The 13,755-nt window shown below is 45.1% G+C and carries 10 protein-coding genes; 7 read left to right on the top strand and 3 right to left on the bottom strand.

Annotation, left to right across the window (positions count from 1 at the left end; translation table 11 throughout):
• Positions 1-5: 5 nt before the first annotated feature.
• The 3 genes from leuC to leuA all read right to left on the bottom strand — a co-directional run bounded on the left by leuC (position 6) and on the right by leuA (position 4,322).
• Entirely contained in the window at positions 6-1,406 is a 1,401-nt protein-coding gene (gene leuC / locus R7Z78_RS12940) for a 3-isopropylmalate dehydratase large subunit (protein WP_169644224.1), read from the bottom strand.
• A 194-nt stretch (positions 1,407-1,600) separates the two neighbouring features.
• Positions 1,601-2,692 (bottom strand): 3-isopropylmalate dehydrogenase, encoded by a 1,092-nt coding sequence (leuB, locus tag R7Z78_RS12935; protein ID WP_017820268.1) that lies wholly within the window; start codon positions 2,690-2,692, stop codon positions 1,601-1,603.
• 82 nt (positions 2,693-2,774) lie between these two features.
• Complete coding sequence (leuA, locus tag R7Z78_RS12930; RefSeq protein ID WP_005379685.1) at positions 2,775-4,322, bottom strand: 2-isopropylmalate synthase; 1,548 nt, start codon at positions 4,320-4,322, stop codon at positions 2,775-2,777.
• Positions 4,323-4,839: 517 nt separating this feature from the next.
• Here leuA and R7Z78_RS12925 point away from each other — a divergent pair.
• The 7 genes from R7Z78_RS12925 (at position 4,840) to ilvN (ending at position 13,674) form a co-directional block, all read left to right on the top strand.
• Positions 4,840-5,637: an SH3 domain-containing protein gene (locus tag R7Z78_RS12925; RefSeq protein WP_169644223.1), complete on the top strand. Its 798-nt coding sequence runs from the start codon at positions 4,840-4,842 to the stop codon at positions 5,635-5,637.
• 151 nt (positions 5,638-5,788) lie between these two features.
• A complete protein-coding gene (locus tag R7Z78_RS12920) occupies positions 5,789-6,337 on the top strand; it encodes a phosphatase PAP2 family protein (RefSeq protein WP_017820266.1) in 549 nt (182 codons plus the stop codon).
• Positions 6,338-6,340: 3 nt separating this feature from the next.
• Entirely contained in the window at positions 6,341-7,387 is a 1,047-nt protein-coding gene (locus R7Z78_RS12915; RefSeq protein ID WP_047101943.1) for an MJ1255/VC2487 family glycosyltransferase, read from the top strand.
• Positions 7,388-7,942: 555 nt separating this feature from the next.
• Positions 7,943-8,902, top strand: a complete 960-nt coding sequence (calR, locus tag R7Z78_RS12910; protein ID WP_005379693.1) for a LysR family transcriptional regulator CalR — start codon at positions 7,943-7,945, stop codon at positions 8,900-8,902.
• Between the two features lie 293 nt (positions 8,903-9,195).
• Positions 9,196-11,004 (top strand): AMP-dependent synthetase/ligase, encoded by a 1,809-nt coding sequence (locus R7Z78_RS12905; protein ID WP_005379694.1) that lies wholly within the window; start codon positions 9,196-9,198, stop codon positions 11,002-11,004.
• Between the two features lie 449 nt (positions 11,005-11,453).
• Positions 11,454-13,178: an acetolactate synthase 3 large subunit gene (locus tag R7Z78_RS12900; RefSeq protein ID WP_005379695.1), complete on the top strand. Its 1,725-nt coding sequence runs from the start codon at positions 11,454-11,456 to the stop codon at positions 13,176-13,178.
• 1 nt (position 13,179) lies between these two features.
• On the top strand, positions 13,180-13,674 hold the full coding sequence (gene ilvN, locus R7Z78_RS12895; protein ID WP_005379697.1) for an acetolactate synthase small subunit: 495 nt from the start codon (positions 13,180-13,182) through the stop codon (positions 13,672-13,674).
• The last annotated feature ends 81 nt before the right edge of the window (positions 13,675-13,755 follow it).

Here is a 13,755-nt window from a genome sequence, read left to right as displayed (position 1 = left end):
GCTCCTTAGTCTAGTTCACGAATATCTACAAAGTGACCAGCAATTGCTGCTGCCGCTGCCATCGCAGGGCTCACTAGGTGGGTACGGCCATCACGACCTTGGCGGCCTTCAAAGTTACGGTTTGAAGTAGACGCACAACGTTCATGTGGGCCCAAACGGTCATTGTTCATTGCTAGACACATCGAGCAACCTGGTAGGCGCCACTCAAAGCCCGCTTCTTTAAAGATAACGTCCAAGCCTTCCGCTTCTGCTTGCGCTTTTACTTGCTCAGAGCCAGGAACGATCAGCGCTTGAACGTGAGGCGCGACTTTGCGACCTTTCGCTACTTCAGCGGCTGCGCGCATGTCTTCGATACGTGAGTTAGTACAAGAACCAACGAAGACTTTATCGACGTTGTAATCAGACAATGACTTGCCTGCCTCCAGACCCATGTAAGCCAATGCTTTTTCTGCCGATGCTTTTTCTACTGGGTCGGCAAAGCTTTCTGGTGCTGGGATCGGTTGATCTACTGCGATCACTTGGCCTGGGTTAGTACCCCAAGTGACTTGTGGTCTGATATCCGCTGCGTTTAGTGTCACGACTGCATCAAACTGAGCATCATCGTCCGTTTTTAATGTTTTCCAGTATTCTACTGCTGCATCAAAGTCGGCACCTTGGGGTGAGAATTTACGGCCTTTGATGTATTCGAACGTGGTTTCATCTGGTGCAATCAAACCGGCTTTCGCACCTAGCTCAATTGCCATATTACATACGGTCATGCGGCCTTCCATTGAAAGGTCGGTGATCGCCTCACCACAGAATTCAACCACGTAGCCTGTACCGCCAGCAGCTGTGGTTTCACCGATGATTGCTAGCACGATATCTTTAGCCGTGATGCCCGGAGCCACTTTGCCTTTTACTTCGATCTTCATCGTTTTAGCGCGCGCTTGTTTTAGCGTTTGAGTTGCTAATACGTGCTCAACTTCTGATGTACCAATACCAAAAGCGAGAGAGCCGAATGCACCGTGTGTAGCCGTGTGCGAGTCACCACAAACAATGGTCATGCCCGGTAGGGTAATACCAAGCTCTGGGCCCATAACATGCACAATACCTTGGTATTTATGGTTGATGTCGTAAAGCGTAACGCCAAACTCTTCACAGTTTTTCGATAGCGTTTCCATCTGGATACGAGCCATCTCACCCGATGCGTTGATGTCTTTGGTGGTTGTCGAAACGTTGTGGTCCATGGTGGCAAAAGTTTTGCTGACCTGACGCACTTTACGACCTTTTTCACGCAAGCCGTCAAATGCTTGCGGAGACGTCACTTCGTGTACCAAGTGACGGTCGATGTACAAGATTGGGTTTTCCCCTTCTGCTTCGACGGCAACGTGTGCGTCGTAGACTTTTTCGTATAATGTTCTGCCCATTGTTTGCTTCCTTTCCTCATCGCCGTTGCCGCAATAACTGCGTTAGCGACACCCGTTTATCCAGTTATTTAGCTTATTTAGCGAACTAAACGCCTTAATATAAATGGGCTTGCTGCCTTGCTATTGCACCAATGACTTAGAGGAAAGCCATTGGTTGACCGAGGATTTAGTATTTATTATGAATCTGTTTTGTATTAAGAGTTTAAGACGTACTCAGCGATCTTATCGCCCATCTCAGACGTCGAAAGTGCTGGGTTGTCACCAGCAAGGTCACCCGTTAGTTCCCCCGCTGATAGCGCTTTTGAAACTGCCGTTTCGATGTCTTGTGCCGCCGTTTCCTCACCTAGGCTATAACGTAGCATCAGTGCCGCAGACAGGATTTGTGCCACAGGGTTAGCGATGTTCTTACCTGCGATATCTGGTGCACTGCCACCTGCTGGCTCGTACAGACCGAATTTGCTTTCGTTTAGACTTGCTGATGGCAACATACCCATAGAGCCTGTGATCATCGCACATTCATCAGAAATGATGTCGCCGAAGATGTTTGAACACAGCATTACGTCGAACTGAGCAGGGTCTTTGATAAGCTGCATAGTCGCGTTATCAATGTACATGTGTGACAACTCGACATCTGGGTAGTCTTTTGCGATTTCTTCGACTACTTCACGCCATAAGATAGAGCTTTGTAGAACGTTCGCTTTGTCGATAGAGCACACTTTCTTGCGACGTAGACGAGCAGAGTCAAAAGCGATTTTTGCAATACGTTCGATCTCAAAGCGGTGGTACACCTCAGTATCAAATGCTTTTTCTGTTGCGCCTTCACCTTCACGACCTTTCGGTTGGCCGAAGTAGATACCACCCGTCAGTTCACGGACTACCACGATGTCAAAGCCGCGACCCGAGATGTCTGCACGTAGCGGTGAGAAAGCTTCAAGACCTGAGTGAATTTGCGCTGGACGTAAGTTACAGAACAGTTGGAAGTGTTTGCGTAGTGGAAGTAGGGCACCACGTTCAGGTTGGTCGTTTGGTGGTAAGTGCTCCCACTTAGGGCCGCCAACCGAGCCGAATAGGACTGCATCAGACTCTTCACATGCTTTTATTGTGCTCTCTGGAAGTGGGCAACCGTGGTTGTCGATCGCGATACCACCGACATCATGCTCGTCACGCTCAAACGCAATACCATGTTTCTTTTCGATTGCATCCAATACTTTATGTGCCTGCGCCATTACTTCCGGGCCAATGCCGTCACCGGGTAGGACGGCAATTTTGTACGATTTGTCTGTCATGTTAATCCTTTAAGTTTTCTAATTTTGAGCTTAATTATTTCAACGAGCGTGTTCTTTCCTGAGCCGTGTAGCCCGGTTGTTATTACACAGTCGCAATCTTTTTCTGCTTCATTTCTTCGATTTTATCTGCACGATGAATGCTGTTAATAACGTGCAATAATGCTTGGCCGGAAGCCTCAACGATGTCGGTGGAAACACCCGTACCGTGGTATTTGCGACCTTTGTAGTTGGCAATGATGTCTGCTTGACCCAAACCATCTTCACCTTCACCTTTCGCGGTTAGGTCGAATTTATCCAGAACGATGTCGTAGCCTGTCACGCGGTAGATACATTGGTATAGCGCATCAACTGGGCCATTACCGACCGCTGCTTCACACATTTCTTCATCACCGCATTGCATTTTGATGCTGGTGGTAGCCATTACGCTGCCAGACTGCACGCTTAGGTAGCTCAATTTGTAGAAGTCATCTTCTTCACGCAAGTTCGAGAAGTGCATTAGGGCTTCTAGGTCGTAATCGAACACTTGGCCTTTGCGGTCAGCAAGTTTCAAGAAATCCGCATACAGTGCGTCTAGGTTGTACTCGTCTTCGTTGTAACCCATGGTGTCCATATGGCTCTTCACGGCAGCGCGACCGCTGCGGCTGGTTAAGTTCAGAGCTTGGTTTTTTAGGCCAATAGACTCAGGGGTCATGATTTCGTAGGTATTCTTATTCTTCAACATGCCATCTTGGTGGATGCCTGAAGAGTGGCTAAACGCATTTGCACCCACAATTGCTTTGTTGCTTTGAATAGGCATATTGCATAGCTGGCTAACCAACTTACTGGTGCGGTGAATTTCATCATGCTTAATGCCAGTGTGAACGCCCAAAAACTCTTGACGAGTCTTGATGATCATTGCGATCTCTTCAAGTGAACAGTTACCCGCTCGCTCTCCAATGCCATTGATCGTGCCTTCTATCTGACGTGCGCCAGCTTGAACGGCGGCAATAGAGTTGGCAACTGACATCCCCAAATCGTCGTGACAGTGAACGGAGATGATCGCTTTATCAATGTTCGGAACGCGGTTAAATAGGGTTTCAATAATCCCACCAAACTCACTTGGTACCGTGTAGCCAACGGTATCTGGAATGTTGATTGTACTCGCACCTGCATTGATGGCGGCTTCTACCATGCGACATAGGTTGTCTATAGGAGTACGACCTGCATCTTCACAAGAAAACTCGACATCATCAGTGTAGTTACGCGCATGTTTAACGGCGTTGACTGCCATTTCTAGTACATCGTCGTAGCTGCGGCGTAGTTTGTCTTCTACGTGAATGGTGGAAGTGGCTAAAAATGTGTGGATACGGAATTGGTCGGCCACTTTTAAGGCTTCAGCGGCAGCATCAATGTCTTTCGCAACGGCACGCGAAAGGGCACAAACTCGACTGTTTTTTATGTTTTTTGCGATGGTTTGTACAGACTCGAAATCACCTGGTGAAGAGATTGGGAAGCCAGCTTCGATAACATCAACGCCGAGTCTTTCCAGCGCATAGGCAATCTGCAGTTTTTCTTTAACCGTCAAGCTTGCTGACAACGCTTGCTCGCCATCACGCAATGTGGTGTCGAATATAATGACCTGATCGTTCATGTTTGCTTCCTTCCTGATTTCTGCACTTCCGCGCAAGTGAATCGTTTACTTCCAGTATTTAGATATAAAAAAACCCGCATTCTCATGCGGGTTCTTAGAAATTGGTGTGGTTATTTTTCTTCCACAGCCTACCCGCGCGAACTGGTCACGATCAGGAGGAGGCTAAGCAGGATAGAAAAATGAGCTGACATAGTTGTTAAGCTTTCCACATAATTAAGTTAACAAATTAGTACCGCACTCCATGAAGCGCGTCAACCCTAAAGTCGATTTTTTATTCATATCGGATGAGTCTTTTCATTTGCTTGAGAAAAGTGATGCACTAAGTGAAACGACATGATGCGATAGAAACGTGCTAGAAGAAGTAAGTTCTCATCAAGTTTGCGACGTTTCATTACCAAAACAAGCATCGGGATTGCGACTTGTCACACAAAGGTCCGAATTGTTTGGCAAAAGTTTTGAATGACCATTTATAGTAGTGCAGTTGCACTAGGTAAAAGAAATAAGGGTTAGGGAAAGAATGAGGTTAACAAAACAATTTGGACGTTCAGCCATAGTATTTACTCTGGTCAGCTTGTCGGGTTGTCAGCTGTTTCAATCGCAGACCTATGTGGAAGTGGCTTCCCCCGTTGTTATGAATGATCATTCGCAGAGCGTCATGGTTATCAATGATCAAATGGATCGATTTTTGAGTTATGAGGGACGCGAATCGTTCTTGAATCAGATGCTTGTTGCCCTTGAGTCTGACAGCCGAAATAAGTTTAAAGGTAAAGATACGGAAACGTATTCTTGGTGGAAGATCCGTGTTCAACCTAGTGAGAAACAGCAAGCGGAAGTTTTCCGACCAACCACTGAAGGTGTCGATACCTCAAACCCAGTAGAGTTTATGGATGTTTCTTACCGCTCTAAGACCACATTAAACCTACGCTCCAAACCGAGTCTTGAAGGGGAAAAGCTTGGCGTATTATCGAAAGGGGAAGTCTTTAATGTGCTAGCAAAAGTGGTTGATCAACCTTGGTTTCTCGTTGAACAGAAAGGAGTGATAAAAGGTTATGTCCATAAGGATTATGCGCGCAGCAATGTGATAAATCGTGACATTTTATCTACACAGCCTAACCCTTTACTAGAGCCTAACTCGAGTAAAACGGAGCAAACGAGTATAGAGCATGAACTGTCGGGAAACTATACTTGCCGCTCACTGAGCTATGAGCTAACAAAAGATGGTGACATGACGACAGGCTCTTTGCGCGCCTGCCGCAAGAAGAGAAAAGTCTGGTATATAGATACCCCTCAACCGCAACCAGCAAACCCTTCTTAGTGTTCTATTTTATGGTTATGCCCAATAGATAAATTGTTGGGCACACTTTAATTTGGCCTTTGTCATTAATTGTCCAAACTCCCGTCATGCTGTTGTCACCTAAACCTCCTACTTTTCACACAAAGGCGTTGTCAAAGTAAGGAAAGGTCACATGCGAACCATAGAGACAATTACACAGCCAATTGCAACCATCGCTAAGTTTGATTTAGCGCTCTCTAGTGTTTGTCTTAAGCACCGTTTTAATCAAAAAGTCGCCAATATCAGCAAAGGAGTCTCCCACAGTGGTGACGGGCACCTTTACTTGGTGTTGGGTTTATTAGCTTGGTATTTAGATAAGGAGCAAGGAGTCTGGTTTTTACTGGCGGGTTTACTTGCTTTTGCTATCGAGCTACCAATTTATTGGACGCTGAAAAATAGTTTTAAGCGTCGTCGCCCTGAGGAGCTTAGTGCACTCCTTCCTGCTTTTATTACTCCCTCTGATCGCTACAGTCTTCCTTCAGGACACACTGCCGCTGCGTTTGTCATGGCGACGCTGATTGACCATTTCTATCCGAGCCTAGGCGTTGCTGCATTCTTTTGGGCAAGTTTAATCGGAACCGCGCGAATCTTATTGGGTGTGCACTTTTTTACCGATGTCATCATTGGTGCACTGCTTGGCAGTCTTTGTGGTGGATTAGCGATTGCGATGTTAGGAGGCTAATTGATGAAAATCTTGTACGGTGTTCAAGGGACAGGAAACGGACATATTGCACGCGCAAGGGCGATGAGTCATGCGTTTAAAGAGCACAATGTTGAGGTCGACTTTTTGTTTTCTGGGCGAGCGCCGGAAAAATACTTTTCAATGGAAGCATTTGGCGATTACCAGACTCGCCGAGGCTTCACCTTTATTACCGAAAAAGGCTCTGTAAACTACGCGAAAACAGCATTGAATAACAATTTGGTGCAGTTTTTCAAAGAAGTTAAGCAACTCGATCTGTCGTCCTACGATCTTATCATTAATGATTTCGAACCTGTGACTGCGTGGGCAGCGAGACAACAAAATAAGCCTTCTATTGGTATCAGCCACCAAAATGCTTTCCGTTATCCGGTGCCACTAAAGGGAGCAAGTTGGTTAGATAAATCCGTCATTGAATACTTTGCGCCTTCTCAACATCACCTTGGTTTGCATTGGCATCATTTTGATCAACCTTTGTTACCACCAATAGTGCATACCGTCGATAGCCAAGCAGAAAACGACGACTTCGTGTTGGTGTATCTACCGTTCGAATCGATTGAAGATATCTCAGACTTATTGTTCCACTTTAATCAACAAGCGTTTATCTGTTATCACCCGGATGTGATCGAATGTGAGCAGGTAGAAAACATAGAACTGCGCCCTTTATGCCACAGCAACTTCCAGCATCATTTGCATCGCTGTAGTGGTGTCATTGCTAATGGTGGGTTTGAGCTTCCTTCAGAAGCCTTGTCTTTGGGGAAAAAATTGTTACTAAAGCCACTCGCGGGTCAATTCGAGCAGCAGAGCAATGTTGCGACCTTAGAAGATTTAGGGCTTGCGATGTCGATGGAGAGCTTAGACATTTCCGCAGTACGCCAGTGGCTAAAGGAGCAACAAGCCGAAAGTGTGAAATACCCAGATGTTGCTCAGGCTATTGTTCATTGGGTACTGCAAGGTGCATGGGATTCAAAAGCAGAGTTATCCAGACAGCTGTGGGAGCAGGTTGATTTTCCAAGTTACGTGTCGAACATTTAAGTACGTTGTTCTAAGTACATTGTTCCTTCCATTTTTGACACGATTTTGTTGCAGCCTTTCTGTTTGGAAGGCTGCATTTTTATTCTTCCTCTCTCATTTCTATTCAGTGTGTATTTGCTGATAATTTGACTGATAAGTGCAAAATTCAATCAGAGATATAGCTGTCATCTGTTGTTCTTATTCCAACTAATAACTGAGCTAAATGCATGATTGTGTTGACCGCCTGTCCTATCAATTTGCTAAATACGTCCTCAAAGAATGCATTTTTACGTGTTTTATAGTTTTTTATGTTTTTATCAAGTCTTTGTTATTTAACAAATAAATACCTAATTGGCTAAAATTTACTGATTAAATATCAATCTAGTTGCGAAACCGCAATCGATTAGTTGATAGTACAGTTCGAGCCGGAAGTATCCGGACGATAAATATAATAAAAAGTTAGGTTATCTATTCGTAAAATGATTCGAATCCAGCCGCCGTCTTTTGTGCGAGATGGGATTCTATTCGTTATGAATTTAATGAACAAAGTTGACGATTACAAAAGAGGCGCACTCAATGTTAGAGAAGAAAGACGCGATGAGCGCAATTGCTAGCTACCGTATGGAAAGCACTTTGCGTGGTGTAGATTTAAACCTACTGACTGTATTTGATGCTGTAATGCAAGAGCAAAATATTACTCGTGCAGCACATAACCTAGGCATGTCTCAACCGGCAGTAAGTAACGCCGTGGCACGCTTAAAAGTGATGTTTAACGACGAGCTATTCATGCGCCAAGGCCGTGGTATTCAGCCTACGCAACGAGCTCGTCAACTGTTTGGCCCTATTCGCCAAGCACTACAGCTGATTCGCAATGAACTTCCTAGCTCTGTATTCCAACCAGAATCTTCGACTCGCTTATTCAAGCTTGCGATTTGCAGCCCTTGTGACATGCGTTTTGCTCCGAAGATCATGGCAAAAGTGAATCAACAAGCACCAAACGTTCAGCTTCACCTAGATGCAGAATTTGACCGTTTGTTGTCTGAGCGTATGCGCTACCAAGAAATTGATTTCGTGATCGACTACGCTCGTTTTGATGAGCAAGGTTTCTCAAGTACTGAAATCTTCAAAGATGAATTAGTGGTTATCGCATCAAAAACACACCCACGCATTCAAGGTGGTGTGACGGCTGAGCAACTGCTTAACGAAAAGCATGCGAAGTTATCGAAAGTGCATGGCCAACGTAGTTTCTCAGAGCAAGCGTACCGTGAACTGGATTGCCAAGCGGCGTATGAAGGTTCTAGTTTAAGCAACCTACTATACGTGGTGGGTCAATCTGAGCTTGTGACTATTGCACCACGTTGGATGGCGGAAAATGCGGTAAACAGCGATCAACTGCAAATTCTTGATTTCCCATTTGCGAACAAAGAAATCAGCGGCTTCTTAAGCTGGCATGAATCAAGCGAAAAAGATAAAGGCCACATTTGGCTGCGCGATCAACTGATGATCACTTGTGGTGAAGTCGTTGCCGCAAAATAAGATGACGTTTGGTCTTCTCGATTAGACCATATTGGTAATCATCAATTTTTACAATTCATTGGTCCCCGAGCGATTTTTGTCTCTCGGGGCTTTTTGTTTTCGTAATAAACAATCTAAACAGTAAGTTAAATAGAGTAATCATTCAGCAATTTGAGGTACGTTCGCGACGTATAAGTGATAGTTGTCTCTTATTAGTGATAAGTTTGATACTGGTCAGTTGCGTTTTAGCAAGCCGTGAGTACACTTGTTCGCTCAATTAGCTTACGCCTGTAAGCCAAAAGGTAAGTAAAAGAATGGCCAAGTTAGATTTTCATATCGTTAAACGTATTCGTGAACAAATTGCGAACGGTGGTACACGCGTTGCACTCAAGCATAAAGTGGGTGAGGAGTGGCAAGGTATTACGTGGACGCAATTTGGTCAGCAAGTTGATGCTTTATCACTTGCACTTTTGGCTCAGGGATTAGGAGTCCAAGATAAGATCGGCATTTTCTCGAACAACATGCCGCAATGGACGATCGCTGATATCGCAGCACTGCAATTACGCAGCGTGACAGTACCTATTTACCCAACCAATACTGCCGCCCAGTCGGCGTACATCATTAACAATGCAGACGTCAAAGTTCTGTTTGTTGGTGAACAGCCTCAATTTGATGCAGCAGTGAGCATTTTCGACCAGTGCGAACAGTTAGAGCTCATTGTTGCGATGTCTGATGATATAGAACTTGGCGATCATGATTTCGTTATCTCTTGGCAAGCATTTGTTGCCAAAGGCGACGCTACATATCAAGTTGAATTGGACGCGCGTTTAGATCAGGCAAAAGAAGATGATCTACTCACGCTGATCTACACCTCGGGTACAACAGGCCAGCCAAAAGGCGTTATGTTGGACTACGCAAACATTGCGGCGCAATTGGAAGGACACGATCAGCGCTTGAGCCTTTCTCAAAGTGACGTGTCATTATGTTTCCTTCCGTTGTCACACGTATTTGAGCGCGCTTGGACCTTTTATGTATTGTACAAAGGGGCGACCAACTGCTATTTGCAAGACACCATGCAAGTACGTGATGCACTGAGCCAGGTGCGACCTACCGTGATGTGTGCCGTACCGCGTTTCTATGAGAAGATCTTCTCTGCGATTCACGAGAAAGTGTCTCGCGCGCCGATTCACCGTAAGATCATGTTTACTTGGGCAGTCAACATGGGCGCAAAAATGGCCGCTTGTCATCAAGAAAAACGTCAGCCATCGCTCTTGCTGCGTAAGTCATACGCTTTGGCGGATAAGTTGGTTCTGAGCAAACTGCGTGCGCTACTTGGCGGGCAAATCAACTTTATGCCTTGTGGCGGTGCAAAGTTGGATGAAACCATCGGTCGATTCTTCCATGCGATTGGTATCAACGTTAAGTTGGGCTACGGTATGACTGAAACCACGGCGACAGTATCGTGTTGGGATGATAAATGTTTTAACCCCGACTCTATTGGTATGTCGATGCCTGGCGCACAGGTTAAGATCGGCGAAAACAACGAGATTCTGGTTCGTGGTCCAATGGTGATGCGTGGCTATTACAAAATGCCAGAAGAGACGGAAAAGACCTTTGATGAGCACGGTTTCCTAAAAACGGGCGACGCTGGTTACATTGATGAAAATGGCAACTTGTTCATCACCGATCGTATCAAAGAGTTGATGAAAACTTCAGGTGGTAAATACATCGCTCCACAAATGATTGAAGGTGCGATTGGTAAAGACCACTTCATCGAGCAAATCGCAGTCATTGCGGATACTCGTAAGTTTGTTTCTGCGCTTATCGTGCCTTGTTATGACTCGCTAGAAGAGTACGCGAAAGAGCTGAATATCAAATATCACGATCGCGTTGAGTTGATTAAGCACCACCAGGTGGTCGAAATGCTTGAGAAGCGTGTGAACGATCTTCAAAAAGAGTTGGCAAAGTTTGAACAAGTGAAGAAGTTTAAATTGTTACCAAGAGCTTTCTCTATGGATGATGGTGAGTTAACGCCAACTCAAAAACTTCGTCGTAAAGTCATCAATGACAAATACCAAGATGAAATTGAAGAAATGTATAAGGAAAAGTCGGATAAAAAGTAACTTAAGCTGACTTAGGTTTTATATTGATGAAAAAATCCCCAGTGATGTGATTGCGCATTACTGGGGATTTTTGTTTGTATTGATTTTTTCTGTTTTGCTCGTCAAATAACGCTATTTCGCACCCTGTAGCTAAAAGCTTATGAAATAATGTTCTTTTTTTGAGCGTTAATTTTTTAGGTTGTACTGTGAAATAGGAGATGTGTGGCTGCTATTCCTACTAACATTCTAATTACTAGTATCTTGTTTAAAAAGTAGACCAATCTCTCATTAGACCCTTTGATAATAAAACGTTACATTTGTTGGGTAACCTTGCGGGATGTTATGACGAACGCAAGACATAGCCGAAAACGTGGAAGTATTTCGATTAGGCTACGAATAAGACCTAGACTATGTAAAACCAGACCAATCCGTTGACCTTACGGTGAGGAAACTGGCTAAGGAGAGCAATTATGACAGCAATGTTGTCAGGCGCAGAGATGGTGGTTCAATCTCTGATAGAAGAGCACGTAGAGCAGATCTTTGGCTACCCAGGTGGCTCTGTTTTGGATATCTACGATGCACTGCATGCCAAAACCGATCAAATCAAACACGTACTTGTAAGGCATGAGCAAGCCGCCACTCATATGGCAGATGGTTACGCTCGAGCTACCGGTAAACCGGGTGTCGTACTTGTGTGCTCGGGGCCGGGCGCGACCAATACCATTACGGGTATTGCAACAGCGTATATGGACTCTATCCCAATGATCGTTATCTCGGGTAACGTACCGAATAGCCTAATTGGTAATGATGCTTTCCAAGAGTGTGACATCGTCGGTGTCTCCCGCCCAGTGGTCAAACACAGCTTTTTAGTAAAAAAAGCGGAAGATATTCCTGAAACAATCAAAAAAGCGTTTTATATCGCGACTACAGGTCGACCTGGTCCAGTTGTGATTGATTTGCCAAAAGATGTAATGAACCCGCAAATCAAACTGCCTTATCAATATCCAGAAACGCTTTCAATGCGCTCTTACAAGCCGACAACTTCGGGCCATAAAGGCCAGATTAAAAAAGCGCTTAAATCGCTATTAGAAGCGAAAAAACCAGTGCTTTATATCGGTGGTGGTGCGGTGATTTCTGGCGCCCATGAACATATTTTAGAGCTTTCCGACAAACTGAACCTACCCGTTGTGAGTACTTTGATGGGCTTGGGGGCATTCCCGGGTACACATAAAAACTCACTGGGCATGTTGGGTATGCACGGCACTTACGAAGCTAATATGGCAATGCATGAAGCCGATCTTATTTTTGGTATCGGTGTGCGTTTTGATGACCGTACAACCAACAACCTTGAAAAGTACTGCCCAAACGCAAAAGTGATGCATATTGATATCGACCCGTCATCGATCTCGAAAAACGTGAAAGTGGATTTGCCGATCGTAGGTTCTGCGGAAAAAGTGCTGACAACCATGCTCGGGCTGCTTGCAGAGCAAGGTAGTGGAAATGATCAAGATGCTATCACTGCATGGTGGGATGACATTCAAGTATGGCGTGACCGCAACTGCTTGTCTTATGAAACGTCTCCAGAACGAATCAAGCCACAGCAAGTAATTGAAACGCTGCACAAGCTAACTAATGGCGACGCATATGTGGCGTCTGATGTGGGCCAGCATCAGATGTTTGCGGCGCTGTACTACCCATTCAATAAGCCGCGCCGTTGGATAAACTCTGGTGGTCTTGGCACCATGGGATTTGGTCTTCCGGCTGGTATGGGCGTGAAGTTTGCCATGCCACAAGAAGAGGTCGTGGTTGTGACTGGTGACGGCAGTATTCAGATGAACATTCAAGAATTGTCTACAGCCATGCAATACGACATTCCAGTGAAGATCATCAACCTGAACAACCGATTCTTAGGCATGGTAAAACAGTGGCAAGACATTATTTATCAAGGTCGTCACTCTAATTCTTACATGAGTTCTGTTCCTGACTTTGCAGCGATTGCAGAAGCTTATGGTCACGTCGGTATTCGTATCGAAACGCCTGATCAGCTCGAAGAAGGGCTACAAAAAGCGTTGGATATGAAAGATCGTCTGGTGTTTGTGGACATCAACGTAGACGAAACCGAACACGTATACCCGATGCAAATCAAAGGTGAGGGTATGGATAAAATGTGGCTAAGCAAAACGGAGAGAACTTAATATGAGACACATTATTTCATTGCTATTGGAAAACCAACCGGGTGCGTTGTCTCGTGTTGTTGGTTTGTTCTCTCAACGTGGTTACAACATTGAATCTTTGACGGTATCACCGACTGATGATGAAACCCTGTCGCGAATGAACATTACCACTACATCTGATGAGATGCAGTTGGAACAAATTCAGAAGCAGTTACACAAACTGATCGATGTGCTGAAAGTACAAGAAGTCACCGAGTATGAGCACATTGAGCGTGAACTGATGATGGTGAAAGTGAAAGCCAGTGGTTTTGCGCGAGCAGAAGTGAAGCGGACGGCAGACATCTTCCGTGGCCAGATCGTGGATGTCACGGCTTCCCAATACACCGTACAACTTGCGGGTACGAGTGAAAAGCTAGATGCCTTCATTCAAGCGATATCCGAAGTGACCGAAGTTGTCGAAGTTGCTCGTAGTGGTGTCGTTGGCATTGCGCGAGGAGAGCGAGCTCTCAAACCTTAACTCTCTGATTGCATATAGAAAAGCCACTTAATCTAAGTGGCTTTTTTGTTTAGAAAATAACAATTAATGATATAATTGTCG

Origin of the sequence: Vibrio sp. 1167 (assembly GCF_033340375.1) — a bacterium.
Classification (GTDB): Bacteria; Pseudomonadota; Gammaproteobacteria; order Enterobacterales; family Vibrionaceae; genus Vibrio; species Vibrio alginolyticus.
Note: the sequence above shows the minus strand (reverse complement) of the source record. Positions and strands in the feature narration are given on the sequence as shown.